This window comes from uncultured Roseobacter sp. (genome assembly GCF_947496515.1).
Lineage (GTDB): Bacteria > Pseudomonadota > Alphaproteobacteria > Rhodobacterales > Rhodobacteraceae > Roseobacter.
In genome coordinates this window covers 334,349-359,977 of sequence record NZ_CANMDB010000002.1, presented here as the reverse complement: position 1 = coordinate 359,977, position 25,629 = coordinate 334,349, and the positions used below count along the sequence as shown (strand labels likewise).

25 protein-coding genes and 1 pseudogene are annotated in these 25,629 nt (G+C 60.6%); 9 read left to right on the top strand and 17 right to left on the bottom strand.

Features of this window, described 5'->3' with window-relative positions:
- Nucleotides 1–56: 56 nt before the first annotated feature.
- The 3 genes from Q1A53_RS05370 to Q1A53_RS05360 all read right to left on the bottom strand — a co-directional run bounded on the left by Q1A53_RS05370 (nucleotide 57) and on the right by Q1A53_RS05360 (nucleotide 3,161).
- Nucleotides 57–875, bottom strand: coding sequence for a carbohydrate ABC transporter permease (locus Q1A53_RS05370; protein WP_299963727.1), 819 nt, complete (start codon nucleotides 873–875; stop codon nucleotides 57–59).
- A gap of 3 nt (nucleotides 876–878) precedes the next feature.
- Complete coding sequence (locus tag Q1A53_RS05365) at nucleotides 879–1,745, bottom strand: sugar ABC transporter permease (RefSeq protein ID WP_299963724.1); 867 nt, start codon at nucleotides 1,743–1,745, stop codon at nucleotides 879–881.
- A gap of 72 nt (nucleotides 1,746–1,817) precedes the next feature.
- Entirely contained in the window at nucleotides 1,818–3,161 is a 1,344-nt protein-coding gene (locus Q1A53_RS05360) for a sugar ABC transporter substrate-binding protein (RefSeq protein WP_299963721.1), read from the bottom strand.
- A gap of 153 nt (nucleotides 3,162–3,314) precedes the next feature.
- On the opposite strand from Q1A53_RS05360, the gene ugpC reads away from it, so the two are divergent.
- On the top strand, nucleotides 3,315–4,331 hold the full coding sequence (gene ugpC / locus Q1A53_RS05355) for a sn-glycerol-3-phosphate ABC transporter ATP-binding protein UgpC (protein ID WP_299963719.1): 1,017 nt from the start codon (nucleotides 3,315–3,317) through the stop codon (nucleotides 4,329–4,331).
- Between the two features lie 10 nt (nucleotides 4,332–4,341).
- Entirely contained in the window at nucleotides 4,342–5,097 is a 756-nt protein-coding gene (locus Q1A53_RS05350; protein WP_299963717.1) for an HAD family phosphatase, read from the top strand.
- A gap of 121 nt (nucleotides 5,098–5,218) precedes the next feature.
- On the opposite strand, the gene Q1A53_RS05345 is transcribed toward Q1A53_RS05350, so the two are convergent.
- The 4 genes from Q1A53_RS05345 to Q1A53_RS05330 all read right to left on the bottom strand — a co-directional run bounded on the left by Q1A53_RS05345 (nucleotide 5,219) and on the right by Q1A53_RS05330 (nucleotide 9,069).
- Entirely contained in the window at nucleotides 5,219–6,238 is a 1,020-nt protein-coding gene (locus Q1A53_RS05345; protein WP_299963715.1) for a zinc-binding alcohol dehydrogenase family protein, read from the bottom strand.
- Entirely contained in the window at nucleotides 6,235–7,020 is a 786-nt protein-coding gene (locus tag Q1A53_RS05340; RefSeq protein ID WP_299963712.1) for an ATP-binding cassette domain-containing protein, read from the bottom strand. Before Q1A53_RS05340 ends, Q1A53_RS05345 begins: the two co-directional genes overlap by 4 nt.
- A 61-nt stretch (nucleotides 7,021–7,081) precedes the next feature.
- Entirely contained in the window at nucleotides 7,082–8,023 is a 942-nt protein-coding gene (locus Q1A53_RS05335; RefSeq protein WP_299963710.1) for an ABC transporter substrate-binding protein, read from the bottom strand.
- Between the two features lie 32 nt (nucleotides 8,024–8,055).
- Nucleotides 8,056–9,069: an ABC transporter permease gene (locus Q1A53_RS05330; protein WP_299963708.1), complete on the bottom strand. Its 1,014-nt coding sequence runs from the start codon at nucleotides 9,067–9,069 to the stop codon at nucleotides 8,056–8,058.
- Nucleotides 9,070–9,297: 228 nt separating this feature from the next.
- On the opposite strand from Q1A53_RS05330, the gene Q1A53_RS05325 reads away from it, so the two are divergent.
- A complete protein-coding gene (locus Q1A53_RS05325; protein WP_299963705.1) occupies nucleotides 9,298–10,140 on the top strand; it encodes a GntR family transcriptional regulator in 843 nt (280 codons plus the stop codon).
- Nucleotides 10,141–10,142: 2 nt separating this feature from the next.
- Here the strand turns inward: Q1A53_RS05325 and Q1A53_RS05320 are convergent.
- The 3 genes and pseudogenes from Q1A53_RS05320 to Q1A53_RS05310 form a co-directional block, all read right to left on the bottom strand.
- Nucleotides 10,143–11,078: pseudogene (locus Q1A53_RS05320) on the bottom strand (aldo/keto reductase).
- Between the two features lie 38 nt (nucleotides 11,079–11,116).
- The gene (locus tag Q1A53_RS05315; protein ID WP_299963701.1) at nucleotides 11,117–12,247 is read right to left on the bottom strand and encodes a mannitol dehydrogenase family protein; all 1,131 of its coding nucleotides are present in this window, start codon (nucleotides 12,245–12,247) and stop codon (nucleotides 11,117–11,119) included.
- A 1,404-nt stretch (nucleotides 12,248–13,651) separates the two neighbouring features.
- A complete protein-coding gene (locus Q1A53_RS05310) occupies nucleotides 13,652–14,089 on the bottom strand; it encodes a response regulator (protein ID WP_299963699.1) in 438 nt (145 codons plus the stop codon).
- A 120-nt stretch (nucleotides 14,090–14,209) separates the two neighbouring features.
- Here Q1A53_RS05310 and Q1A53_RS05305 point away from each other — a divergent pair, with 120 nt between their 5' ends.
- Together Q1A53_RS05305 and Q1A53_RS05300 are read left to right on the top strand one after the other, a co-directional pair.
- Nucleotides 14,210–16,747, top strand: coding sequence for an HWE histidine kinase domain-containing protein (locus Q1A53_RS05305; RefSeq protein WP_299963697.1), 2,538 nt, complete (start codon nucleotides 14,210–14,212; stop codon nucleotides 16,745–16,747).
- 110 nt (nucleotides 16,748–16,857) lie between these two features.
- Nucleotides 16,858–17,316 (top strand): hypothetical protein, encoded by a 459-nt coding sequence (locus tag Q1A53_RS05300; protein WP_299963695.1) that lies wholly within the window; start codon nucleotides 16,858–16,860, stop codon nucleotides 17,314–17,316.
- 142 nt (nucleotides 17,317–17,458) lie between these two features.
- Here the strand turns inward: Q1A53_RS05300 and Q1A53_RS05295 are convergent, their stop codons facing one another.
- The 7 genes from Q1A53_RS05295 to Q1A53_RS05265 all read right to left on the bottom strand — a co-directional run bounded on the left by Q1A53_RS05295 (nucleotide 17,459) and on the right by Q1A53_RS05265 (nucleotide 22,713).
- Nucleotides 17,459–18,067 carry an ABC transporter ATP-binding protein gene (locus Q1A53_RS05295; protein ID WP_299963693.1) on the bottom strand — a complete coding sequence of 203 codons (609 nt, stop codon included), beginning with the start codon at nucleotides 18,065–18,067 and terminating at the stop codon, nucleotides 17,459–17,461.
- Nucleotides 18,052–18,801: an ABC transporter permease gene (locus Q1A53_RS05290; protein ID WP_299963691.1), complete on the bottom strand. Its 750-nt coding sequence runs from the start codon at nucleotides 18,799–18,801 to the stop codon at nucleotides 18,052–18,054. Before Q1A53_RS05290 ends, Q1A53_RS05295 begins: the two co-directional genes overlap by 16 nt.
- A gap of 10 nt (nucleotides 18,802–18,811) precedes the next feature.
- Nucleotides 18,812–19,711, bottom strand: coding sequence for an ABC transporter substrate-binding protein (locus tag Q1A53_RS05285; RefSeq protein WP_299964456.1), 900 nt, complete (start codon nucleotides 19,709–19,711; stop codon nucleotides 18,812–18,814).
- 88 nt (nucleotides 19,712–19,799) lie between these two features.
- Nucleotides 19,800–20,051 carry a PepSY domain-containing protein gene (locus Q1A53_RS05280; RefSeq protein ID WP_299963689.1) on the bottom strand — a complete coding sequence of 84 codons (252 nt, stop codon included), beginning with the start codon at nucleotides 20,049–20,051 and terminating at the stop codon, nucleotides 19,800–19,802.
- A 20-nt stretch (nucleotides 20,052–20,071) separates the two neighbouring features.
- On the bottom strand, nucleotides 20,072–20,509 hold the full coding sequence (locus tag Q1A53_RS05275) for a hypothetical protein (RefSeq protein ID WP_299963687.1): 438 nt from the start codon (nucleotides 20,507–20,509) through the stop codon (nucleotides 20,072–20,074).
- A 31-nt stretch (nucleotides 20,510–20,540) separates the two neighbouring features.
- Nucleotides 20,541–21,512, bottom strand: coding sequence for a YVTN family beta-propeller repeat protein (locus tag Q1A53_RS05270; protein ID WP_299963685.1), 972 nt, complete (start codon nucleotides 21,510–21,512; stop codon nucleotides 20,541–20,543).
- A gap of 13 nt (nucleotides 21,513–21,525) precedes the next feature.
- Nucleotides 21,526–22,713 (bottom strand): ABC transporter substrate-binding protein, encoded by a 1,188-nt coding sequence (locus Q1A53_RS05265; protein WP_299963683.1) that lies wholly within the window; start codon nucleotides 22,711–22,713, stop codon nucleotides 21,526–21,528.
- 151 nt (nucleotides 22,714–22,864) lie between these two features.
- Between Q1A53_RS05265 and Q1A53_RS05260 the strand changes: the two genes are divergently transcribed.
- From Q1A53_RS05260 to Q1A53_RS05245, 4 genes are read left to right on the top strand one after another with little or no spacing between them, the layout of a single operon-like run.
- Nucleotides 22,865–23,350 (top strand): DUF3280 domain-containing protein, encoded by a 486-nt coding sequence (locus Q1A53_RS05260; RefSeq protein WP_299963681.1) that lies wholly within the window; start codon nucleotides 22,865–22,867, stop codon nucleotides 23,348–23,350.
- Entirely contained in the window at nucleotides 23,347–23,892 is a 546-nt protein-coding gene (locus Q1A53_RS05255; RefSeq protein ID WP_299963679.1) for an SRPBCC family protein, read from the top strand. The genes Q1A53_RS05260 and Q1A53_RS05255 overlap by 4 nt, the downstream gene beginning before the upstream one ends.
- Nucleotides 23,876–24,814, top strand: coding sequence for a cytochrome D1 domain-containing protein (locus Q1A53_RS05250; protein ID WP_299963677.1), 939 nt, complete (start codon nucleotides 23,876–23,878; stop codon nucleotides 24,812–24,814). Before Q1A53_RS05255 ends, Q1A53_RS05250 begins: the two co-directional genes overlap by 17 nt.
- Complete coding sequence (locus Q1A53_RS05245) at nucleotides 24,811–25,623, top strand: quinoprotein dehydrogenase-associated SoxYZ-like carrier (RefSeq protein WP_299963675.1); 813 nt, start codon at nucleotides 24,811–24,813, stop codon at nucleotides 25,621–25,623. Before Q1A53_RS05250 ends, Q1A53_RS05245 begins: the two co-directional genes overlap by 4 nt.
- Nucleotides 25,624–25,629: the final 6 nt, after the last annotated feature.

Here is a 25,629-nt window from a genome sequence, read left to right as displayed (position 1 = left end):
TCGTTACCAATTGCCGCGCATAGGACAACGCCGCTGGGAGGAATGATCCGCGCGGATCATTTCACCGCCCCCATGGTAAGGCCACGAACCAGTTGCTTGGAGGCGATCAGCGCAAAGATCAATACCGGGATCACGATGAGCGTCGAGGTCGCCATGATCTTGCCGTAGGGCAGATTGTAGCCTTCCATGAAAGAGACCGCCATCGCTGGCGCCGTCTTGGCCTCCGACCGGGTGAGGATCAAACCGAACATCAGTTCGTTCCACGAAAAGATGAACGAAAAGATGGCCGAGACCGCCACGCCGGGCATCGCCAGCGGCAGGCAGATCCGGCGCATGATCGTGAATTGCGACGCCCCTTCGAGCCGTGCGGCCTCGTCCAGATCGTAGGGAATGCCGCGAAACTGGTCGGTGACGATCCAGATCACGATAGGCAGATTGAAGGTCAGATAGATCAGAATGAGCGTGATGTGCTTGTCCAGCATCCCGAGATTACGCGCGATCAGGAAGAACGGCAACGCCAGCACGATGGGACTGACCATGCGGTTGGTGATGAACCAGAACCACAGATCGTTTTTTCCCCGGAACTCGAACCGCGCCAGCGCAAAGGCCGCTGGCACGCCGAGGACCAACGCCAGCAGCGTCGTGCAGACGGCCACCACAAGAGAGTTGATCAGCGTGCGCAGCACGCCGTCCTCGAACAGCGCCTCACGGTAGTTGTTGAGCGTCGGCTCAAAGGTCCAGACGGGCGGTGCCTCCAGCGCCACGATCTGGGTTTTCAGCGAGGTGGTGACCATCCAGTAGAAGGGAAAGACACAGACCGCAATGATCACGACCAGAAGCGCGATCTGCGTCCAGAAGGAGCGCGTCGTCGTCATCGCTCAGACCTCCTTGTAGAAGACGCGGATATAGATCTGCGCCAGCACGATGGTAATGATCAGCAGGATGATTGCCTGCGCCGAGGCCAGCCCCTGATCGAAGCCGCGAAAGCCCACGCGCTGGATCATGAGCGAGATGAACTCCGTCGAGGCACCCGGCCCGCCGCGCGTGAGCGTGAACACCATGTCAAAAAGCTTGAGCGTATCGGCGGTGCGCAGGATCAGCACCGCGACCAGCCCCGGCAGTAGAAAGGGTAGCTGCACATAGCGCAGTACGGTCCATTTGGACTTTGTCTCCAGCCGCGCGGCCTCCTCGACCTCTCCAGGCACCATGGTCAGACCCGCCAGCAGGACGAGCGCCACGAAAGGGGTCCACTGCCACACATCCCAGAAGATGATCATGGCAAAAGCGTTCTCGGGATCGCCGATCCAGTTGATGTCAGCGCCGCCCAAAAGCTGGTTCACGACGCCGAATTTCTGATTGAACATGACCTGCCCCAGCAGGCCGACCACCGCATAGGTCGTGGCCATGGGCAGCACGAGGCTGAGCCGTGCCAGCGTCTTGACCAGCGTCAGGCCCGGCTGGTGCAACACCAGCGCGATGCCCAGACCAAGCGCGATCTGCAAGGGCAGGGCGGTGCCCAGCAGAAAGAACGTGCGCCCCATCGCCTGCCAGAACGCCTCATCCGTCAGCACCGTCCAGTAGTTTTCCAGCCCGATGAACTCGACCCGGCGCAATTTGGTGAGGTTGTAGAAATGCAGCGATGTCCAGACCGCATAGAGAAGGGGGGCAATGCCGACGACGGCGAGGCCGATCACAGCAGGTCCGATGAATGCAAAGATTGTCTTGCGGGGTACCTGGCCACGCATGTGCACCTCCCTCAGGCTCGCGTGCATGTGCCGCGGCGCCACAGGGGCGCCGCGGGCAATCCGTTGGCGCGCTTACTGCGCGAGCCGCTTGTCGCCGGAGTAGTAGCCTGCGTCTTCAAGCACTTCTTCCATGCGGGTGCCGATTTCCTGAGCGCCTTCTTCGGTGGTGACCTCACCCAGCATCATCTTGGTGCCCCACTCCTGCACGATCTCGGTGATCTCTGGCCACTCGGCAAAGCGCGGACGGAACTCCGGCACGCCATCCTGCCAGCTTTCGACCAGCGCGGGCACGAATTTGAAGTCTTCCAGACCGTCCTCGGTATAGACAGATTGCCGTGCGGGCACCCCGCCACGCTCCAGATACTCGCGTGCATTAGCCTTGGAAGTCGCCCACTGGATAAAGAGATAGGCCGCGGCCTGTTCATCCTCATCCGCCTGAGACGCCACGGCCAGCGAGAAGCCACCCAGAGCCGGCTTGCGGCCCGCGGGACCTTTGGGTTCAGGCGCGATCTCGACACAATCCGCGATCTTGGAAGTGTCAGGCGAGACCACAGAGGAGTAGAATGCGGACCATTCGGTGATCATTGCCACATCGCCCTGGGCAAAGGCGTTCACCGTCTCGGCGTGGTCATAGGCCACGATCCCGTCCGGCATGTACTGCATCAGGTCCTGACGGAATTGCAGACCTGCCTGGCTCTCCTCGCTCATCAGGTTGGATTTGAAATCCGCGTCGAGGAAAGACCCGCCAAAGGGCCAGAGCACCCGTGCAAAGCTGTCGGCGGACTGCGTCTCGTTGCGCTTGGACTGCAGGGCAAAGGCGTATTTGCCATCCTTGGTGAGCGCGGGACCATAAACGTCCTTAAGCTCCTGCCAGGTCTCGGGCGGGCCATCGAAACCCGCTTCTTCCAGCATGCAGCGGTTGTAGAACATCAGCCCGGAGTAGTTATCAAAGGGCAGGCCGTAGACCGTATCGTTCCAGCCACCAAAGGCATTCAGCACCAGCGGAAAGAAATCGTCGATATCCAGATCCGGATCGACGGCGTCCGGAAACTTTGCCTGCACCTCTTCCAGCGGCAGGACCCATTCGTTCTCGGCAAAGTTGCCGATCCAGACCAGATCGATCAGCGCAATGTCCAGATCACCGCCCGAGACGAAATCACGAACCTGCTCGCCCAGGGCGTTCTCGTAGGGGTGCTTGATGATGTTGATCTTGATGCCGGTTTCTTCTTCGAAAGCGGGCAGCATGGCCTCGATGGCCTCATAGCCGGGCCGCAGCAAAAAGACGACATCGACGGTTGTCCCTGCATAGGGGGCGGCGGCGTCCTTCAGGCTCCAGCCGTGGCCGTCTGCTGCGGCACCGGTTGCCATCGCACCAGCCAGTGCAGCGGAATAGCAAAGATTTCGTAGGTTTTTCATTATCGTGACTCCTCCCGTGGGTGACGCCCCAAGGGGCATCCATTAGCATTCACCGTATTACAAAAGTAAAAAACCTGTTGCCTGTCAATACAAAAGTTCGTACGAAGATACAAATGATCGGCGGGCAGCCCCGCAGAGCAGAAGGAGCCGACCGTGGCAGGGATCAAGATTGGCGGGATCAACAAGTTCTACGGCGACACACAGGCGCTGTTCGATGTGAACCTCGAAATTGAGGACGGCGAGTTCGTGGTTTTTGTCGGCCCGTCAGGCTGTGGCAAATCCACATTGCTGCGCACGCTGGCAGGGTTGGAAGCGGTGAGCTCTGGCACCATCGAAATCGACGGCACGGATGTAACGCGCGCTGAACCCGCGGACCGGGGTCTTGCGATGGTGTTCCAGTCCTACGCGCTTTACCCCCATATGAGCGTGCGCGAGAACATGGATTTCGGCATGAAAGTCAACGGGTTCGATCCTGCGCTGCGGGAGGAGCGGATCTCCGAGGCCGCCCGCATCCTGCAGCTTGAAGACTATCTGGACCGCAAGCCGGGACAGCTGTCAGGTGGGCAACGCCAGCGCGTGGCCATCGGACGGGCCATCGTCAAGAACCCCAGCGTTTTCCTTTTCGACGAACCGCTCAGCAACCTTGACGCCAAGCTGCGCGTGCAGATGCGGGTGGAACTGGAAGGGCTGCACAAACAGCTTGCCGCAACGATGATCTACGTGACCCACGATCAGGTCGAAGCGATGACCATGGCCGACAAGATCGTCGTGCTGAACGGCGGCAGGGTGGAGCAGGTGGGCACGCCGATGGAGCTCTACCACAAGCCAAACTCACGCTTCGTGGCAGAGTTCATCGGATCGCCCGCAATGAACGTCTTTGAACCCAAGGGTGAGCTGCGGGATTTGTCGCTGGACGCCTCCGCTGCCTATGTCGGCTGTCGGCCGGAGCATATCGAACTGGTTCCCTCCGGTGATGGTCATCTGGACGCAACCGTAAAGGTCCACGAGCGGCTCGGGGGCGAAAGTCTCCTGTATCTCGGGATGCAAAGCGGCGGCGAGATCGTGGCTCGCGTGGGCGGAGACGACGCCACAGCCCTGGGGCAGGCCGTGGGCCTGCGCTTTCCGACGGACCGGCTGCACCAGTTCGACGGTGCCGGCAGAGCCATCTAGCGGCGGGCCGATGGTCTCTCCCGTTCCCCCCCTCCAGACCGCTCCCGTTTGCGTCCCCGGTGACCTTCTGGCGGATGTGGAACTGGTCATCTTTGATTGCGATGGGGTCGTGGTCGACAGCGAGGTCATCTCGCTCGCCAGTTTGCGCCGGTCGCTGGCCGCCTTCGGCATCGAGCTGTCGGCGGAGGAGGTGCGCAGCCGCTTCCTGGGCACATCCCTCAAGAGCATCGCCACATATGTGGCCGAACACAGCCCGGCCCGGTCCGCTGACGGGTTCGCCACACATTGGGAGGCTGCCCTTTTTGAGAGCTTTCGTACCGATCTGACACCGATCCCGGGCCTTTGCGAGTTACTGAGCGCTCTGTCTGCACAGGGTTACGCGCACTGTATCGCGTCCAGCGGGACATTCGAGCGCATCGATGTCGCGCTCTCCAGCACCGGGCTGGTGGCACGCTTTGACCATATCTTCAGCGCCGAACAGGTGACGCGCGGCAAACCAGCGCCTGACCTCTTTCTGCACGCGGCAAAGACCATCGGCGTCGCGCCCCAACACTGCCTTGTCATCGAGGACTCGCCTTATGGCGCGCGCGCAGCCACAGAGGCGGGTATGCGCTGCATCGGTTTTGTCGGCGGTGCGCATGTGGTGGACATCGCCAGCGCCCATGGCGCCATCCTGCGGCATGAAGGCGCAGAGGTGGTCCTGACCAGCTACGCGGCTCTGACGGAACAGCTCATCCAAGAGAGCAAGGACGGGAGCGGGCAATAGGATATAGATAGGCCCAAAGCCCCGCTGCCCTACCTCGGCAACTGATTTTCGCAGGAGTCAACGCGCGCGCAAATGAGGACCACCCGGCCATAACCGCGCCAAGGCGTCATGGCACGCCGGATCACTCGCTTAACTGTACGATCGCCTTGATCAACCCTGAGCGGTCCGAGGCCAGATCCGTGAAGCGCCCTTCGAGGTCTGACAGCGACATGACGCTGGAGCACAGGGCATCGGCGTCGATCAGAGCCTCCCGAAACGCTGACATGACCCAGTTGAAATCCGCCTCCAGCGCGTTGCGGCTGCCGATCAGGCGCATCTCGCGCTTGTGGAACTCCGGATCGTTGAAGGTGATATCGTCCTTGACCACGCTGACCAGAACGTAGGATCCGCCATGCGCCACCGCGGGAAACCCCCCCTCGATCGCGGCGCCATGCCCGGTGGCATCAAATAGCGCATCGTATCCTTCTCCGTCCGTGGCATCAATCGCGGCGGCGACGCTGGTATGACCCTGATCGAAACCGAACCGTTCGGCAGCGAGGCCGAGACGTTCCCGGCTCAGATCCAGCAAGGTCACATCAGCCCCCTTCAGCCGCGCAAAAAGCGCCGTTCCTATCCCGATTGGCCCCACCCCGGTGACCAGCACCCGGTCGTTCTCACCAATCTCCGAACGTTGGACCGCATGAGCGCCAATCGCCAGAAACTCTACCATGGCGGCTTGCAAAGGCGTCAGACCCGTCGCGGGATAGAGGTTCGTCGCTGGCACCGCCAGTTGCGCCAGCAGTCCGCCGTCGCGGTGAACGCCCAGCACCTCGATATTGTAGCAACAGTTGGGTTTGCCGCGTCGGCACGCCCGGCATTTGCCGCAGGACAGATAGGGGTTTACCACGACCAGCGCGCCCACCTCCCAGCCGGGGGCGGGCCGGGCGATCCGACCGCTGAGCTCGTGTCCGATCACCCGCGGATAGGCAAGAAACGGGTGCTTGCCCTCCAGAATATGGTAATCGGTACCGCACAGGCCCACGGCACAGATGTCGATCAACACCCAACCGTCGGGGATTTTGGTGATCACCGGGCGCGGCTCCAGGGCGAAGGTCCCGGGGGCCACGACAACGCCCGCCATGACGGTGCCAGTCGCACTCATGACGTTCGCCCCCTTGGCACCCAACCATCGGGCAAGGCGCCTTTGATGATCAAACTGAGAATATCGTCCTTGTCCACATCCCCGATCCTGAATGTACCGACATTGCGGCCCTTGTTCATCACCATGACCCTGTCGCAAAGATCAAAGACATCGTGCATGTCGTGGCTGATCAGGAAAATGCCGATCCCTTCATCCTTGAGGCGGAGCGTCAGATCCGCAACCATCGCCGTCTCCGAGGGTCCAAGGGCGGCTGTGGGCTCGTCCATGATCAGCACCTTGGCCTGAAAATAGATTGCGCGGGCAATGGCGATGACCTGCCGCTGTCCGCCCGACAGCCGGGCCACCGGATCCTTGAGGTTCTTGAAATTCGGGTTGAGCTGGCGCAGCGCGTCTTTGGTCTCGGCGTGCATGCGCGTCTCGTCCAGATTGCCAAAGCGCGTCTTGAGCTCCCGGCCCAGAAAGAGGTTGGCGGCGGCATCGAGGTGGTTTGCCAGGGCCAGTGTCTGGTAGATCGTCTCGATGCCGTAGCGTTTGGCGTCCTGCGGGGTCTTCAAATCAGCCCGCTGACCGTTGACGAAGATTTCACCACCGGTGGGCAGCATGGCCCCGGCGAGCATCCGCATCAGGCAGGACTTGCCCGCGCCATTGTGCCCGAGAACGCCCACGACTTCACCGGGGTAGAGATCAACGGACACGCCCTCAACCGCGTGAATGCCGCCGAAGTGCTTGTGAATGTCCGACATCTGGACCAACGGCGTTGTGGAGGCGTGGGTGTCCAACATCTGGCGTCCTATCGCTCGGGGCCAGTCCGGCGCACCCCTCGGCGCGTCGGACCTTTTGGTATCAGTAGAGCACGTTCTGGGCGACAGGCGTGTCGATGTTCTCTTTGGTGACCATAACCACACCGGTGTCGATGAAGTCGGTCACCTCCTTGCCCGCCAGAATATCGGCGACGGCGTTCACACCAAGCTCTCCCATCTGGAAGGAGCCTTGCACCGCCGTGGAGAGCAGCGTGCCGCTTTTCACCATATCCTGCAGATCCGCGTTGCCGTCGAACCCGATGGCGGTCAGCTCGCCTGCTTTCCCGGCCTGCTCGATCGCACGACCCATGCCGATGGCGGTAGGTTCATTGGCGCCGAAAATACCAATGAGATCATCATTCGCGGCAAGGATATCGGTCGTCTGGTTCAACGCAGTGGCCATCTGGGACTGCGAATAGAACGGTCCCACAACCTCGATCTTGGAATTCGCCCCGAGGTAGTCGACAAAGCAGCCCACGCGCCCGATTTCGGATCCGACACCTGCCACATACGACATGACGGCAACCTTGCCTTCGCTGCCTGCACTGTCGATCATCATCTGGGCCGCCTGCTCACCGGCGGCGCAGTTATCGGTGGACAAGAACGCCTGATAGTACTGCTCATTGCCCTCGGCCAGGCCACTGTCGATGATTGCGACCGGGATCCCGGATTCAAAGGCACGCTTGACCACGGGGGCCAGCGCTTCGGGGTCGGACGGGGCCAGCACGATGCCCGCCACACCGCGATTGATGGCATTCTCGACCAAGGCAACCTGATCCGCGATCGCGGATTCAGAGGCCGGACCGTTGAAGGTCATTGTATGGTCTGCATGCCCCTCGATTGCTGCGGACGCGCCCTTGTTGACGTTTTGCCAGAAGCTGGAGTTGGTCGTCTTGACGATGACGGCAATTTCGCCCGCCGATGCGACCGTTGCCGCCACTGCGAGAATGCCCGTTGCCAGGGCCGTTGTGATCAGGTTTTTCATGGTTTCCTCCCTTAGAAATCCTGTTGGTTTGCTTAGTTTCGGTTGCGGATCTGATCGATGTAGACAGCACCGATGACGACGATCCCGATGATGATCTGCTGGATGAAGGCGGAGGTGCCCGCCATGTTCAGCCCGTTGCGCAGAACACCGATGATAAAGGCGCCGATCATGCTCCCGGAAATGCTGCCCACCCCGCCCATGAGCGATGCGCCACCGATGACAGAGGCGGCGATGGCGTCGAGTTCGTACATCACGCCTTCATTCGGCTGGACGGTCACGAGGCGCGACATCAGCACCATGCCCGCCAGCCCGGCCAGCGCACCGGAGGCGGTATAGGCCCAGATCTTGGTCCGGTCGACGTTTACACCCGAAAGGCGCGCGGCCTCCTCATTGGAGCCAACGGAAAAGATATGCCGCCCGATCTGGCGCTTCTGCAGCAGATACGCACCCAGCAACGCCGTCAGCACCAGCAAAACGGCCGGATAAGGGATGCCGGGAAAGATGACCTTGGGAAATCCGTTGGGCTGCATTTCCACGATCCGGAAAAAGGTGCCGTTGCCCAGCAGCCCAAAGGCCTCGCCCAAGCGGCTGATGGGGGCGGCACCGGTCAGTTGCAGGGCCACACCGCGAGCGATCATCATCATGCCGAGCGTCGCAACAAAAGGGGTGATCCGCATCTTTGAGATCACGATGCCATTGACGAGCCCGCAGGCGGCCCCCGCAAGAACACCAAGCGCCATGGCAGGAGCCACCGGGACACCGGCCTTGATCACAAGCCCGGCAACCACGCCGGCGAGCGCCAGAACCGACCCCACGCTGAGGTCGATGCCGCCGGTGATGATCACCATCGTCATGCCGATAGCGAGGATGCCAATGACGGAGGTCTGCAGCAAAACCGTCAGACCATTGTTCACGCTCAGAAACGCAGGGCTGGTGAATGAAAACGCCGCAATCAGCAGCAACAGGGTCAGCAGAGCCGACAGTTTGTGCAGCGCAGAACCTGTCGGCAGGAATCGCATCCCTGATGTGACTTGCTTGGCGGTCACGAAGTTTTTTTCCTCCCCCAAAGACACCGCCGCAATGAGCGCTATGTCTTTAATAATAATAAACCGTATGGCTCGCTCTGTGATCCGTCAAATGTTTTTAATTTTTTGGACCGCGGGAAAAGAACAGGTAAGATGCAACCACCCGACGGCAGACGCAGGACCAGAATGGCGCGCACCAACATACGATTTGTCTCAGCCTATAACAGCGCGTTAAGGGACTGTAGGGAAATGAATATCGGCGATCTGCTGCCATCGGAGAACGCTCTGGCCATGCGACTGGGGGTCAGCCGCACGGTGGTACGCAGTGTGTTGGCGAAGCTGGACGAGCAAGGGATCGTCACGCTGGAAGGGCGGGACAAACGCGTCAGACGTCATCCGGTCGATGACGACCATCTAGACGGTCCACCGGTTCTCTTGACCATAGAGGAACTCGAAGCGCGGTTTCTCGATTGGGTGCTGCGTATGGATGTGCCGCAGGGCACGGCCTTGAATGTCACGCAGCTGTCCAAGGAGTTCTCGGTCGCAACCCATACCCTGCAGGAGTTTCTGTCGTCGCTCAGCCGGTTCGGGATCGTCGTGCGCAGACCCGGGGGTGGGTGGGTCCTGAACGGCTTTACCCGGGACTACGCGTTGGAGCTATCGGATTTCCGCGCGGTGTTGGAGCTGAACTCCGTCCGGGCGCTGGTGGCCTTGCCGCCGCACCACGGCATCTGGTCCCAATTGGACAGGCTGGAGCAGCAACATCGCGACCTGCTCGAGCGCATTGAGACGGACTACCATGATTTTTCGCAGCTCGATGAGCAATTCCACGCGGCGATCAACGGCGTCGTGACAAACCGCTTTGTCAAAGAGTTCCAGAAGGTGATCTCGCTGGTGTTCCATTACCATTTTCAATGGAACAAGTCAGATGAACGGAGCCGCAATGCCTCCGCCATCACGGAACATCTGGAGTATATCGACGCTCTGCGCGGTCGTGACCCGCAAGCGGCGGAAGCGGCGGCGCGGCGTCATCTGGCCACCTCCAAACAGACGCTGCTGACCTCGCTCCGGGTCAACAGCCATACGGGCTGACGTCACCGCGTGACAAAGCGCCGTGCCGCGCCTGTCAGCGGCATTGCCGCGGCGTCGAGATTGCGTTGCAGGGATCGCACCTTGCCAGTGCCCAGCAAAACCGAACAGGCAGCCGGGTGATGCAGGGCAAATTTCAACGCGGCCTGCGCGAGGGTCAGATCGACCGCTTTGGCCTCCCGCTCCAGCGCTGCGACCCTCTCCTTGATTTCAGGCGAGGCTGGCGCATAGTCGAACTATGCGCCAGGAACCGGACCTGTCGCCAGGATCCCCGAGTTGAAAATGCCCCCCAGCACAAGGCTGGTGCCCGTTGCCGCGCAGAGGTCGAGCAGCCCATCCTCTGCCGTCCGGTCCAGCAACGTCAGCCGCCCGGCCAGAAGAATGACATCCAGTCTGGCCTGCGCCATCACCTCCATGCAGACTTCGGTCTCGTTCACGCCGAGCCCGATGGCGCCAATGCGACCGGCCTGCCGGAGATCATGCAGCTTGCCGAGCCCCGAGCCCAGAAGGGCCTCCATATGCGCGGCACCCGCTTTTGTACCGTGCGTGTCCTCGCCGATGTCATGGACAAAGACGATGTCTATCCGCGATGTGCCGAGACGCGCGCAGCTGCCCTCAAAGCTCTCCAGAATGCCGTCGGCGGAATAGTCGTAGTGCACCGCGTTGGGGAGCGGCATCACAAAGCCGTCGGCCTCCTGCAACGGCGGGCCGGGCCGCAGGACACGCCCGACTTTAGACGACAGGACGTAGGTGTCGCGATCCTTCCCCTTCAGAAAAGCACCAAGCCGCTGCTCGGACAAGCCACGGCCGTAGTGAGGCGCGGTATCCACATAACGGATCCCCGCCGACCAGACGTGATCCAGCAGCGCTGTCACGTCGGCTTCGCTGACAACCCCGCCAAGGTTGCCGATGCTGGACCCGCCCAACGACAATGATGTCACGGATATGTCGGTCTCACCGACGCGCCGGGTCTGCAAGGTCAGGAGCCTGCATCCTGGTGACGCGCCACAATGTCCGAAAGGATCGGCTTTGCCGTATCGTCGCCCTTTGCGGTCGCCCAGGTCAGCATGGCCGCAATTCGGCGGTTCACCTTTTGGGGATGGTTCTGGGCAATATCCGCGATCCGATGATCCAGAAACGGATTGGCAAAGCGTTCCAGCGTCTTCGCTACGTAGGTATCGAACTGCTTTTCGAGCCCGGCTGCGACAAACCCCGGGCGCACCTCGTCCTGCCACACACGCTTCAGCGCTGCCAGCTCGGTCGGGTCGGCCACCAGATCACGAACGCATGTGTTACTTCGGTCATCTTCCAGAATCCAGCGATCCGCGAGATAGGTGTGCCCAAGGTTCAACACAAAGAGCTTTAACGCTTCTATGTCTGCCAAGGCGGGCACAACGGTCACTGCCGGATGCTCGCAGGGCGGCGTCAAACCCGGCTGGTCCTCGATGGCCCAAAGCGCGTAGGGCTCCGCCACGGCCCCCGCTGGCTCCAACGGTTGCGACACGATCCGGTCCACCAGCGAGTTGACCCATAGCACGTCACGCTCAAGATAGGCGCGGAAGGCCGCATCATCCGCCTGCGCCAACTCCAGCACCCTCCGCTTGAGCACGTCGCCATTATCGGCAATGAGCTCGAGCGGCATGATCTGGATCGGGGCAGGGTTCCGCGCAAACCGCTGGCGCAACAGGTGGATCAGCTTGGCCGGATAGGACATTTCCTGATCAAAGGCTTGGCCGGTGTCGCAGGTGCGCGCATCAAAGCCGGCATCCCCGGTATTGGAAAATATGACCTGCGCCTCAAAGACAAAGATCCGCGAGATTTCGTCCCAATCGGTTGCCGTCGACAGCGCTCTGGCAACGCTTTTGACCCTGACGCTTTTTTGCACCCGGCGGCCATCGGCAATACCCTCTATCCGGACCGGGTAGGAGCCAACCAAACCCACCAGCCGCCTTGCCCGCTCCGGGCTACCGGAACTCTGGACAACCGTGATAGGGCCGACGTCCTGGCCACTCTCCATCGCTTCCGAGATGAACAAATCCACATGTGCCTGTAAAAAGCGGCTGGTCCCGAACTGAAGGATGGGCGTGGGGCGCAAAGGATGTCCTTCCATCAGTGTCGGCCTATTTATGTTTTTAATTATATAAAACAAATTTCGTCAAGCGGACTTTCGACAATGCCAAGAGGGATTGAGACGGAAGCAGGACGCGACGCCGACCACAGCAAATTCCTATGGAAAAAAGATGCGGTAGGTGAATTTGCATCAGACGAAACATACTGGCATCGCCATTGTTTCAGTCGAGAAAAGCTACCAATCGTGAAGCACTCGCGGACCTTTGCATAAGTCTGCTTCTCTTCCGGTCTCTGCTGCAGTCTCAAGCGCAGAGATCCTGGCAGTTGATATTTTCTCTGTCGCGCTTCTCTCACGCAAATCGCGCTCTGTGTGCGTCATGTGCGTTCTCCAATCTTTTCAATAAGATAGGGAACTTGCCGCACACCAGTTTAGAATGTGCCCCCGACTATATCTCATCCGGCTGTAAGGATACTTATGTTGAGTATTTATCGGTTATCAGATGTGACGCGACCGTCATTTGGGTGCGCAGCATCGAAGTGACATGATTGATTTGCCGTAAAAGTCGGCGGCAGCTGTTCAATGGAAACAAGTAGATTGATTTCATGTCGGGTTATCCGCTCGATCACGTCGGCAGTCGACCGGGCCGTTCTGGACAAATCTCTGGTCATTGATTGTCTTGCACAGGCTGCTTGATCTCTAGGCCAATCTTTAACCGTTGCCCGATTTAGCGCTTCGGACGAGGAACCATAAAGCTCAAGACTTTCTACGCGCTCCGACAAGACAAGTTCGATCAAATGGTGACCGGTCAGACCGGTACCACGACAGTTCAAAGGTCTAAAGCGTCGATCCATCCCGTCGGAGGGCGGTATCCACAGACAAACACTGGACCATAAGGCCGGGACCCTTCACCTTACCGCGACGGCCGTGCAGCCGTGTCAAGCGGATCAGGACAAAAGGCATAGTCGTCATTCGCTGCAGACGTCGGAACGGTGTCCGAACCAACAAGTGCCGCCTTTCAGCACGGCCACACGACATCTGTTGCCGAGAGATATGGAGGTGCCGGGCTGGATTGCAGCGGCGTGGGCCACCGACATCCGGGCTGGATCGCGCTGCAGGAATGGACGCTGCTAAAGCATCAGCGGCTGGTTCTGGCATGGACCCCTGTCCGGGAAAGTCTTCGACTGCTTGCGGCAGGCTCTGCGATACGGTCAGACCGCACAGCTTATCTGGATATCGCCCGCCCAACCCGAAAAGTATCGTGCCAATAGGTCTCAAGCCGGCACTGTAATAGCAATCAAACGGCACTGCCCGATTGGCGCAGCCCAACGTCAGGCGCGTCTCCCGGCGCCTTGTGTCTTTGACCGCATGGCCAGCGATTTAAGGGCATCGTTCAGATGTCCGGCACCAGCTCGCGACAAGAGACGACGCGCGAGAACGCAGCCCTCAGCCGGGTTGCTCGGGTACATCACTTGCGGAAGCGTGGGTGCGTTTCGCACCGCCCGTCAGGGCTTCGATCGTCTTTACCAGCTCCGACGGTGACACGGGCTTTTCCATTGCAGCGTTTGCGCCAAGAGACTGCGCCACCTGCAGGATGCTCTTCATACCGGGAAACTTCGTCGCACCGCTGATCCCGATGATCGGGACAAGCGCCATGGGGTGCCCTTCCCGCAATGTAAACCTGAGCCAATGGATCAGTGACACGCCGCCGTCCGGAACGCTCCGGTCATCCGACTTAACGATCATGTCGGTAATGACCACGTCGTATGACTTCGTGAGGATATGCTCAATTGCATCGGTCGCACTGCTTACCGTATCCACATCATATCCATGCACCCTCAGATCATCTGCAAGGCTTAGTGAAAATGACAGATCATCATCCATTATCACGATACTTTTGGTCACAGTGCCACTCGCCCGTTTTGGATCATCTGAGTAAAGGCAGTCGCCAAAAAGACAACCCCAAGTTAAACATCGACACGACAGTCTCGTAGAGGTAGCAAAATGGTGCTCAACTTGTCAAACGCCGACCTCTCGGAAGCGCTGGAGACCTGCGCATCAGAGCCGGTACATATCCCGGGCCTTGTACAGCCCTTTGCAGCACTCATAGCAGCCGATGCTGAAACTGCCATCATTTCTTATGCAAGCGACAATGCGACAGCCCTTCTGTCGGTAGAACCCGCGAGACTGCTCGGGACAAGTCTTCATGATCTGACCGGCACGGATCTGTGGCACACGCTGCGAAATGTTCTCTCCCGTCCAGAGCGCCAGAGCCAAACCACCCTGCTCGGTGACTACCCTATCAACGGCCAGCAACTCTCGGTGCATGCGCATGAAAGCAACGGGATGGCGGTGCTGGAATTCGAACGCCAACAGCAAAGTGTTTTTGCCGGCTCGGAAGGTCTGAAAACACTCCGCATGTTCATGGAGCATATCGAACACTGCTCTGATGAAGAGGCCCTTTTCACGCTGACGACCGAACTCCTGCGCCATATCACCGGGTACCACCGTGTCATCGTCTACCGCTTCGACCAGGAGTTTAACGGCGAGGTGCTCGCCGAGAACCGCCGCCATAACATGCCGAAATTCAAAGGGTTACGGTTTCCTCACTGGGACATTCCGGCGCAGGCACGTGCGATGATGGAAAAGGTCCCCCTGCGCTTCATCGAAGATGTCCAGCAGGAACCCATCCCTCTGCACGCCAGAAATGCAGACCTGCCGCCGCTTGATATGAGCCTTGCTGCCACGCGCGGCGTCTCAACCATCCATCTTGAATACGTCCGTAACATGGGGATTCGATCCACAATGACCCTGTCGGTCATGGTGGCTGGAAAACTCTGGGGAATCATTTCGTTCCATCACGAAACGCCGCGGGTGCCTGCCCCCTCGCTGCGTGAAGTCCTCATCAACTTGGTACAGATCTTCTCCACCAAACTTCAGGTTCTGCAACAAAAAGAACGGTTGGATGTGGTGTCGCGCGTCGATGCGCTCAAGGACAGGGTACTGCTCGCCGCCGAGACCGGATCCGGCGTCAACTCGTTTCTCGCCTCGGTGCTGCAGATCCTGAACGCCGATGGCGTTATTATCCAACATAACGGCACCGAACATCGCATGGGGCAAGTCCCGGGGGACGCCCTGATTGATGCGCTCCGGAAGAGTACCGATACGAGTACGGACGTTCAAACCTATGAATCCCTGACCGCTGAATTTCCCAGCCTTGACGGTATCCGCAACGGCTGCGCTGGCGCGTTGGTCTTCGGTCCGGACGAAAACCGCTCCTTTCTGGTATTTCGGGCTGAGATGGCGCAGCAGATCTCCTGGGCAGGAAACCCCGAAAAGCAGGTGGAACAGGTCGACGACAGGCTGCGCATCTCGCCTCGGGGATCGTTTTCGACGTATCTGCAGCAGGTTCATGGCCGTGCAAAGCCATGGTCGGAACAGGATCACTACTTCGCCAGCCGGATCTGGTCGTTGGCAAATACTGTCGAGCGGCGCGAGTTGACCGCCTCACTGGCTCGGCAACAGAAAATCATGATCCAGGAGCTGAACCACCGGGTCCGCAACATCCTCGCGTTGGTGAGATCGGTGTCAAAACAGGCTCAGCAAAGCAGCTACGGATCGCTGGATTCCTACGCGCGCTCGCTTGAATCGCGCATTCAGGCGCTGGCAGCATCGCATGAGCTGACATCCGATGGTGTGATATCCACTGTTTCGGTCAAAGAATTAATCACCCGCGAGTTCCAGCCCTTCGTCGGGCCTGAAGGGAGCAGATATGATATCGACGGCGTCGGCCAATCGCTTCGGGCAGAAACCGCACCGATCTTTTCACTGGTGATCCACGAACTTGTCACAAACGCTGTGAAATACGGTGCTTTGTCGAACGCCAAGGGGCGCGTTGAAATAGCACTTCTGGACGATGACGAGGGGCTGCATCTCGACTGGAAGGAGTTCGGCGGCCCGACGGTTGCCGACCCCAAGCATTTGGGATTTGGCTCCACGTTGATCAAGCAAGCCATCCCCTATGAGCTTGACGGCGAGGTTGCGCTTAACTTTCTGGAGAGCGGCGTGCAGGCCCGGTTCTTCCTGCCCAAGAAACTGTTCGAAAAGACGATCGCGCGCGTCCCGACCGATGACGCACCGCTACTTGCCACCGACTACGATCAAGTCGCTTTCGCCCGCGCGTTGACGGGATCGAGGTGCCTCGTTGTCGAGGACAACTTCATGATCGCAAAAGCACTGAGTGACGATCTTCGATCTCTCGGCATCTCGGAATGCGAAGCGGCTCGGGATGTCGAGAGCGCGCTGGAAACGCTCGGAGGTTTCCGCCCCACCTGTGCTGTTCTGGACGTAAACCTTGGGAACAATCAGACGAGTTTTCCCGTGGCGCAAAAGCTGCTTGAGGCGGGTATCCCCTTCTTCTTCGTGACAGGCTACAGCGAGAGTGATTACGCACCGCTTGAATTTACATCCGCCCTGAAGTTGACCAAACCTGTCTCGCTGGAAGCCCTCAAATCAGCCTTGGCGAGCATACTGCTCTCATGAGCGGCGCCGTCGATACCATGTCGGTGCGTACTCTTCTCCGCACCAGGACCCACAGCGTCCACGAAGCCCTGCATGTTCATCCGTTGATACGCCGTTTGACAGACAGGTCGTTGTCACGCGCCGAGTACAAGACGATCCTCCGCGGGTACAGGATCGTGTTCGATGCCGCCGAAGCACAAAGGGCCGTTCTGGCGATCTGGGGCAGGTTCTCGCTATCCGCGCATTGCACGGCGCTGGCACTCGATGCCGAAGTGGAACACAAGCCGGACATGGCGCTCTTTCAGTCCTTGCGCTGCCCGCCGGCTGTTTTGGGCATGCTTTACACCCTGCACGGGGCCCAGTTTGGGGGTGGGGTGATACAGCGAAACCTGCTGCAGGTACTCCCGGACGAGGCGCATCACTATTTCTCGATGGGAACGCAACCGGCGCTCTGGCGCGATCTGACAGCAACACTCGACCGCGATTGTCAGACCAAGGCGGCACGGGAACAGGTGATCATGGGCGCCACGACGGTATTTCAGACACTTGCGGAAACCTGCGCCCCGGATACTACATCCGAAAACGACTGAAACCCGCAGCTGGTAAAGTCGTCAGCTTCGCTTGGGTCGCTGTCGCACTGGCGGTTGCCACATCAGGAATAGGCACCGCAGCCAGGTTGAGCCGGGGCGTGGACACGACGCCCTCACGGCAATCGGTTTTCACGCGGGCCCCCTACCCCAGAACCGCGCCTCTGTCGGAGACCTGCAAGGTCAGCACCCGGTCGGCGAGCCTGTCGGCTTCGCGCATGTCATGGGTCACAAAGAGTGTCGCGGGCCTGTGCTGCGCGATCAGCCGTTCGGTAAGCTGAAACATGCTCTGCGCCGTTTCGGGATCGAGCGATACGAAAGGCTCGTCCATGATCAACAACTCCGGTGCCGCAGCAAAGGCCCGGGCCAGCGACAAACGGCGTTGCTGCCCCAGTGACAGCTGACCAGGAAAGAGCGTGTCCTTGCCGGTGAGCCCTACCCCCGCAAGTGCGGACTGCGCGGCGTCAACGCTCAGATCCGGATGCGGTAACAGCAGGTTCTGCAGCACCGTGCGCCACGGCAGCAGCGTCGGCTCCTGAAACACAAAGGCCAGAGCCTCGGGGCGGGTCACGGTCCCCTCGAACGCCGGATCAATGCCCGCTAGGATCCGCAACAGGGTCGATTTGCCGATACCCGACGGACCGACCAGCGCCAATGTCTCCCCCGGCGCGATGGTAAAGCTGAGCGGCCCCAGAACAGGGGTCTCCCCGAAACGTTTCGAGGTAATGTCCACCGTGATCATGCGCTGCGCCATCGCCGTGCCCGACGCTCCAGCGGTTGCAGGACCAACCATTCCACCAACAGCATCACAGTGATGAAGGAAAACGCATAAACGAGCACCATGGCCACATCGAAGAGCTGAAAGTACAGGTGGATCTGAAAGCCGATGCCGGAGGAGCGGCCCAGAAACTCCACCACCAGCACGATTTTCCAGATGACAGCAACGCCCGACCGCGCTGCCGCAGCCACGAAAGGCGCAAGCTGCGGAAAGATCACGTGCCGCATCCGCGCCATCCATCCCATCCGGTAGATCCGCGCCATGGCGTCAAGCTCCGGGTCCAGCGCCCGCGCACCTTCGCGAATGACCACCGCCACATTCGGCACCTTGTTGAGCGTCACCGCGGTGATGGCGGCGGCCTCCGTCAGCCCGATCCACAGATAACACAGCACAATCAGCACCAGTGCGGGCAGGTTGAGGAAGACGACCAGCCAAGGGTCGAGCCAGGCGTTTGTGGCGGCCGACCGCCCCATCACGATCCCCAGGACCGTACCCAGCGTCATGGCCAGCGCAAAAGCCCAGATGACCCGGACCAGCGTGGCGCCCAGGTGATGTAACAACTCACCCGAGGCAAGCTCCTGCGCGAAGGGGGCACCCAATTGCCACGGGCTCGGCAGGATCTGCGCATCCGCGGTGAGCATCGCCGCGACGACCCAGAGCGCGAGCAATCCGGCCAGCGACAACACAGGGGTGAGCCGGGATGCGTTCATCCGGCGGAGGCTATTTCACATCGGCGAAAAGACCGGCAGGCACCTGGGTGGCATCGCCCACCAGTTCCGGCCCGCCCAGCTTCCCCATCAAGGCCAGAAAGGCAGAAGCCGCCTCCGTATCCACCGGGGCACGGTCGGGAATGCCCGCGAGCCAATCCGCTTTCAACTGGTCAAATTGTGCCTCTGTCGCGGCGTTCATCCGGGGTCGGATCGCCTCCCACGCCGCATCTGACGTGGCCAGCTCCAGCTTGGCCGCACGACTTGCCTCAAAGAACGACTGCGCCAGCCCGGGGTACTGCTCCAGAAAGCTCTCTTTCATGTAATAGCCCAAGAGCGGCGTATTGGTGTCGAGGCCGAGCGCCTGACCGGCCTCCTCCACCGAGATCAGCTGCCGCATGCCCGCGGCCTTGTTCTTGGCCAGAAAGTGCCAGAAGTTGATAGCGCCCGCATATTGATCGCCCATCGCGGATTTGAAGATCAGCGGCGGTGCACCGTACACCTGTTCCGTTCCGGCCTTCAGATCCATGCCGTACTGCTGCTGCGCGTAGGCCCGCAGAATGAGCCAGGACTTGTCCAACGGCCCGCCCGCGATACCGATCTTGCCGCCTTCCAGATCGGCAAGGGTCTCTGCGGTGCTATCCTGCGGCACCACGATGCCACCCACCGCCTTTGAATAGGGGATAAAGACGTAGTCCTTGCCCGCCGCCCGCTGGCGCGCCACCCAGATCCAATCGGCCACAGCCATGTCGGCCTCGCCTCCCTCGACAGCGATGCGCGTGGCGCCGTTGTCAGCAAAGGGCTGCACCTGCAGGCTAAAGCCGTTCGCACGGTCAAGCCCACCATCGGTGATCGTCGTAAGCTCCCAGTTGACCGTACCGATCTTGAGCACCGCCGCCCGGATCACCGGCATATCCTCGGCCAAAACGGGGCCAGAGAGACCCAGCAGCAACGCGAAAATGGTCGTGATCAGGCGCACGGCGCTATCCTTTCTCGCGGCCCTATTCGGCCCGGCGGCTGACCTCGTTGAGGTCCTTGTCGAGCTTGATGTCGAACTGGTTGCCACCTTTGCAGATCACGTCATCAAGGTCATAGCCATCTTCTTCTACCTCGATGTCATCAGGGTCCATCTGGCACTCGATAGACGTCAGCATGGTCTCAATCTTTTCGATGGTCGCGGCGTCAAGCTCGGTCTCGGCAAAAGCAGGGGCAGCAATCAGGGTTGCCGCGCTCAGAGCAAAAAGCTGTTTCATGGGTGTCTCCGTCTCTCTCGTTACTGGATGGATAAGGTGATGGATTGCGTCTCTCCGGTGGAGCCGGGGATGCGCAGCGTATGACGTCCGGGCTTGATCGCGATGAACGACAGCTCGGCGACGCCTGCCTTATCGAACTCGATGCTGTCGATGGCCATGGGCCGGATCTCGATCTTGTTGATGACAATCTCGTTCATCCAGATCGACCGAAAGAAGCTCGCACCTTCAATGGCCAGCTCGGCGGAGCCGTCGGCGGTGACCACCAGCGTATAGTAAGCCCCCGATTCAAGCGTGGCATCCTCGCCCAGCGGCTCGCCCGACGCCAGCGTCAGTTGAATGTCCTCGCCCCGGTTACAGCTTGCCAGCAATCCGGCAAAGCCCAGATCATCGCAGAGCGGTGCTGCCACGACCGGGCTGCCCATCATCGCCACGGCGGCGGCCATCATCAGTTTCTTCATATCGGAGACTTCCTTTGCTGGTTAATCTGTCTCATTCGATCACCACCACGCCCCAGGGCTGCTGGCCTACCTGAACAGATTTGATCGCCTTTTCCTTGGCCACATCAATCACGGTGATGTCGTTGGAATTACCATTGGTGGTGAGCAGGAATTGCTCATCCGGCGTGAAATCGAGCTGCCAGACACGCTGCCCCACAAGGATGTAGTCCAGCACCTCAAGGCTTTGTGCATCGACCACCGCAACCCGGTTTGCGGGCCCCAGAGCGACGAACAGGCGGGTGCCATCGGAGGTGACCCGCGCCCCCACTGGTTGTAACCATTCGGGCTGCACCCCTGCCACTTCAAAGCTGATCTTGCCCACAACCGTGGGCGCACCCTCCGCGTCGATGTCCATCACCGTGACGGTACCGCCGATCTCGGAGGTCACGAAAAGCCTGCTGCCATCGGCCGTGTAATGAGCATAGCGCGGGCGCTGATCGACCAGGATATTGTGCTTGATCTTGTAATCCTCGGTGGAGATGAAATGCGCCATGTTGGTGGTCTCGGAAGTGTTGACCACGAACTTGGCATCCGGGCTCATCCCCATGCCCTCCGGCTCCACGCCGACCGGCACCTCGGCCAGTACCGTGCGGGTTTCGGTGTCCGTCACCGTGACCAGATTATCATCCTCATTCGCGATATAGAGCCGCTTGCCCGAGGGCTCCAGAATGAACAGCTCCGGGTCGGGGCCGGACGGCAGGCTGGGCAGTTCCTCGTAGGTGTTAGCGTCGAACACGCGCACCAGATTGTCGTCAGAGGCGCAGACGTAGATCACGCTGCCATCGGGGCTGGCGGTGATGCCCCGGGGCCGGTTGCCCGCAAAGAACTCATCCTCGACCTCCCAGGTCTCGGTGTTCACCACGGTGATCGTGTTACCGCGCTCATTGGAGATGAAAGCCTTGCCAGCGTAGGCAGGTGCGCTCATCAACAGGGCGATTGTGGTCGAGAGTAGAAGGTGTTTCATCGTCTGTCTCCGGTCAATCAAAGGAGGTGCAACGGGATTCGGGCCGGTCGAGGCCAAGCGTATCGAGGGGCGATGTCTGATGCAGGAAACCTTCCTGCGGGCTGACGCTGACAGTGATGCGCCCATCGTAGAGAAGAATCGGCTGCCGCAGTTGGCCATTCCAGTCACGGAAGGTGACCCGCTGCCCCTTGAAAGCCGCCAGCTCAAAGGCGTCCGACAGGGCGTAGTCCCGCACGCCCTCCGGCTCTGCGGTATTGGCGCGGGTCACGGCCTCACCCACCACGCGCAGAGCCAGCCAGACATTGTAATCCTCGGGCTGGGCATAGCGACCCGTCAACGCCTCGAACCGGGTCTGGTATTGCGTGGCGCCGTAAGCCTCATGCGCCCCATGGAAGGTCGTAGGCACCAGTCCGCCCGAGCCCAGAACCGGGCGCGGGTCCCACAGATGGTAGCTGAGATAGCGTGCGAAGTAATCCGTCTCATCCGCGGCGATCACCACGTCATGCTCCGCGGCCCCCTGGGTAAAGGCGGGGAGTTGTCGCTGCACCAGCACATGGCCTGAATCGGTCCGGCGCGAGCCACCGGTATCCTCAAAACTGCGATCTTCGACAATGCGCGCGCCGAACTTGCGCGCGGATTTGCGCAAGGCCTCTGCCAGGGCGATGTCCGACGGGTTGGATCCGGCGATCACGAACCAATCCGTCCACTTTTTCCACACGGCGAATTGCGCCACCGCATCCGCCATCATCGCATGCGACGGGGCGGTATGCAGCAGGTTGCCGCGGCACACGTCATCGCGCAGGGCGATGTCCGCCGCGCGGGCGTTGAACACGAGCGCCCCCGCCTCTGCCGCCTGATCCGCCAGTTGCTGAAGCTCCGCCGCCCGGGCCTGAACCACGATCAGCCGCGTGCCCGCCTCAAGGATCGACGCCATCGCGGCCTCGGCCTCTTCGGGGGTGACTGCGACGGTCGCTGTCTCGTAGGTATGCCCCAGAAATCCGCCGGTCGTGCCATTGTCCTCATCGGCCAGCGCGGCACCGGCAAAGCCCAGATCGGCCGGAGGCAGATCATAACGGCTGATGGGCAAAAGCGTGGGATAGTCCACCCGCAGCACTGCCGCCTTGACGTCAATCGCCAAAGCCGAACACGCTGACACAAAGATGAAGAGAGCCGCCAAAAGCAACCCGTGCACGCGATGCACCAAGAACCTCCCACTGCCCGCATTTGTGACCGGGCTTGTCTTTTTATTCCCGCCCGCCATGACCGTGTGAACCGATACTTTTGGCCGGGTTGTTCCACAAAGCCTAGCAGCCGCACCCTAAAGCACGAATCTTATTTTTTAAGAAGGGCCTATGCGACTGACCGCGCTTGCACTGCTTGTGGCCTCCGGCGTTCATGCGGAGGAAAAGGTGGCCTTTTTCGGGCTGACCCTGCTGGACACATCCCTGCAGACCACGGCCCGAGGCGAGACCGGCACAGAGCAGCAGCGCATTGATATGCTGGAGGAGATGGTCGCCGCGCGATTTCGCGACGAAGGCTATATCCTGATAGATGTCGAACCCGCCCGGGCGCAGATCGACCGCGTGGTGAACCTCGCCAAATGCTACGGCTGCGACACGAGGATCGCCACCGATCTCGGCGCGGATTATTCGCTGGTGGGCGAGGTGCAGAAGGTCTCTGACCTGATCCTCGCCATCAACCTGCAACTGCGCGCCGCGACCACAGGAGAGATGGTCAAGGGCGGGGTCGTCGATATCCGTGGCAACACCGACGAAAGCTGGCAGCGCGGCATGCGCTACATCCTGAAAAACCGATTTTTTGTGGAGGAGAAGAAATGAGAAAGCGCGCTTTTCTGGGGGTTCTGATCGCGGCAACGGCCCTGCCCGGACTTGTGCTGGCGCACGGACCCACGCGGCAAAAGGTGACACTCACCACCGAAGTGGCCGCGGACCCGGCCGACGTTTGGGCCGCGATTGGTGACTTTCAGGACATGTCCTGGCACCCGGCTGTGCATGCCAGCACCGGCGAGAATGGCAACGACATTGACGCCACCCGCGTTCTGACGCTGGGGGCAGCGGATGGGCCGACGATCTCGGAAATCCTCTACAAGTTCAGCGACGAGAAGATGTCCTATTCCTACCGGATCACCGATGTGAAGGTCGAGGTGCTGCCAGTGACCAACTATTCCTCTCATCTCACTGTCAAACCCCGCGCCGATGGCGGGTCGATCGTCGAATGGCGCGGGGCGTTCTACCGTGGCTACCCCAACAACGACCCACCCGAAGAGCTCAACGACGCGGCGGCGATTGCGGCGGTGACCGGTGTCTATCAGGCGGGGCTGGACGCGCTGACGGCCAAGTTCGGTGCGCCCGGTTCGTGAACTCGCCCTGGTGCTAGCCTTGGCGGGCAGCTCTGCTGCGGCTGATCTGGCCTATATCACCTGCCAGAACGGCGATGCGGTCGGTGTGATCGACACCACAACCGGCGCGCAGATCGTCGAATGGTCTGTGCCCGGCAAACCGGCGGGTGTGGCGGTCGCGCAAGATGCGGTATTTACGGTCGCGCCCGAGGCCAAGACCGTCCGCCGTCACGATCCTGCGAGCGGAACGGTGCAGGCCAGCATCACACTGGACGGCGGGCCCATCGGCATCGCCCATGATCCAGCGCGGGGCAGGCTTTTCGTCTCCGACTGGTACAACGCGCGGATCTGGGTGCTGGACGCCACGACCCTTGCCACGACAGCGGAACTGACGGTCGGGGCCGCCCCCGCCGGGTTGGCACTCTCCGCGGATGGTCGCACGCTGGCCTCCGCGGACAGGGATGCGGACCAGGTCACGCTTTTTGAAGCGGACAGCCTCACACCCCGCGCTCAGGTGATCGTCGGCGCGCGCCCCTTCGGTCTGCGTTTTGGTCCAGCGGGGCGGCTCTTTGTCGGCAACGTCGGCAGCGATGATGTCACCGTGATCGACCCCGACACCGCCAGCGTCATCACAACCGTCCCGGTTGGCGCGCGACCCTACGGCGTGGCCTTCGCCCGGGGCCGCGCGTTCGTCACCAACCAGTATGAGGACAGCGTCAGCGTCATCAATCTGAGCACCCTCACCACCGAGGCCACGTTGGACACCGGCGAATACCCCGAAGGCATCGACGCGAGCCGCGACGGCAGCCAGATCATCGTGGCCAACTGGTTCGACAACACGGTCACAATTTTCAGCGCAGACACGCTTTCTGTGCTACAGACAGTTACCACCTGCGACGGCCCGCGGGCCTTCGGCACGTTTCTGGGAGGAGACATCCAATGAGACCTCTTGCACTGGCAGCCGCCTTCTTGTGCGCCACCGCGCTCCCCGCGCTTGCGAACACCGAGGCCTGGGATGCCGTCAAAGCGCAGCTTTACGGCGACCGCGCGCTGCTGAACGGTGCGGACATCATCGCCATCGACGCCCCCTACCGCACCTACGACGACGCGCGCACCGATCTGGCCGCTCAGATCGTCGCGCCTGCGGGGGCGCAGATTGCCAAGGTGACCGTGGTGCTGGACGAAAACCCCATGCCCGTCTCCGCGGTCTTCGATCTGGAGACACCGCAGCCCGGTTTCTATTTCGACATCACCATGCGGGTAAACGGCCCCACGCCCATGCATGTGATCGCAGAAACGACGGATGGGCGGCTCTTCGTCTCGGAGACCTTTGTGAAGACCTCCGGCCAGGGGGCCTGCGCTGCACCGCCCGGCACGGATCCGGAGATCGCACTCGCGACGCTGGGACAGATGAACATCGAGGTCGCGGGCACGGTGCCCGGCGTGGATGCGGGCCGGTTGACCAACCTCGCCTCAAGACTGGGACGCATGGACGTGGACATCTCGCACCCGTCTCATTCCGGCATGCAGATGGATCAGATCTCGCTGCTGTTCATCCCCATGCGCTATGTCGAAAATGTCGAGATTGCGCTGGACGGCGCTGGCTACGTAGATCTGACGGGATCCATTTCGCTGTCGGAGAACCCCCGGCTGGGGCTCGCGGTGCCTCAAAGCACGCGCTCGGTAGATGTGACCATGACTGATACGAACGGCACGGTAAGCCGCGCCCATAAAGATCTCGCCGGATATTAAGCCGCA

Coding starts and splice junctions, on each gene's coding strand:
- Q1A53_RS05325 (WP_299963705.1), top strand. CDS start 9,298: ATGAATATCGGCGATCTGCTGCCATCGGAGAACGCTCTGGCCATGCGA.
- Q1A53_RS05370 (WP_299963727.1), bottom strand. CDS start 875: ATGACGACGACGCGCTCCTTCTGGACGCAGATCGCGCTTCTGGTCGTG.
- Q1A53_RS05350 (WP_299963717.1), top strand. CDS start 4,342: ATGGTCTCTCCCGTTCCCCCCCTCCAGACCGCTCCCGTTTGCGTCCCC.
- Q1A53_RS05335 (WP_299963710.1), bottom strand. CDS start 8,023: ATGAAAAACCTGATCACAACGGCCCTGGCAACGGGCATTCTCGCAGTG.
- Q1A53_RS05305 (WP_299963697.1), top strand. CDS start 14,210: ATGGTGCTCAACTTGTCAAACGCCGACCTCTCGGAAGCGCTGGAGACC.
- Q1A53_RS05255 (WP_299963679.1), top strand. CDS start 23,347: ATGAGAAAGCGCGCTTTTCTGGGGGTTCTGATCGCGGCAACGGCCCTG.
- Q1A53_RS05290 (WP_299963691.1), bottom strand. CDS start 18,801: ATGAACGCATCCCGGCTCACCCCTGTGTTGTCGCTGGCCGGATTGCTC.
- Q1A53_RS05340 (WP_299963712.1), bottom strand. CDS start 7,020: ATGTTGGACACCCACGCCTCCACAACGCCGTTGGTCCAGATGTCGGAC.
- Q1A53_RS05365 (WP_299963724.1), bottom strand. CDS start 1,745: ATGCGTGGCCAGGTACCCCGCAAGACAATCTTTGCATTCATCGGACCT.
- Q1A53_RS05260 (WP_299963681.1), top strand. CDS start 22,865: ATGCGACTGACCGCGCTTGCACTGCTTGTGGCCTCCGGCGTTCATGCG.
- Q1A53_RS05315 (WP_299963701.1), bottom strand. CDS start 12,247: ATGGAAGGACATCCTTTGCGCCCCACGCCCATCCTTCAGTTCGGGACC.
- Q1A53_RS05345 (WP_299963715.1), bottom strand. CDS start 6,238: ATGAGTGCGACTGGCACCGTCATGGCGGGCGTTGTCGTGGCCCCCGGG.
- Q1A53_RS05285 (WP_299964456.1), bottom strand. CDS start 19,711: ATGCCGGTGATCCGGGCGGCGGTGCTCAAGATCGGTACGGTCAACTGG.
- Q1A53_RS05275 (WP_299963687.1), bottom strand. CDS start 20,509: ATGAAGAAACTGATGATGGCCGCCGCCGTGGCGATGATGGGCAGCCCG.
- Q1A53_RS05310 (WP_299963699.1), bottom strand. CDS start 14,089: ATGGATGATGATCTGTCATTTTCACTAAGCCTTGCAGATGATCTGAGG.
- Q1A53_RS05270 (WP_299963685.1), bottom strand. CDS start 21,512: ATGAAACACCTTCTACTCTCGACCACAATCGCCCTGTTGATGAGCGCA.
- Q1A53_RS05360 (WP_299963721.1), bottom strand. CDS start 3,161: ATGAAAAACCTACGAAATCTTTGCTATTCCGCTGCACTGGCTGGTGCG.
- Q1A53_RS05295 (WP_299963693.1), bottom strand. CDS start 18,067: ATGGCGCAGCGCATGATCACGGTGGACATTACCTCGAAACGTTTCGGG.
- Q1A53_RS05280 (WP_299963689.1), bottom strand. CDS start 20,051: ATGAAACAGCTTTTTGCTCTGAGCGCGGCAACCCTGATTGCTGCCCCT.
- Q1A53_RS05245 (WP_299963675.1), top strand. CDS start 24,811: ATGAGACCTCTTGCACTGGCAGCCGCCTTCTTGTGCGCCACCGCGCTC.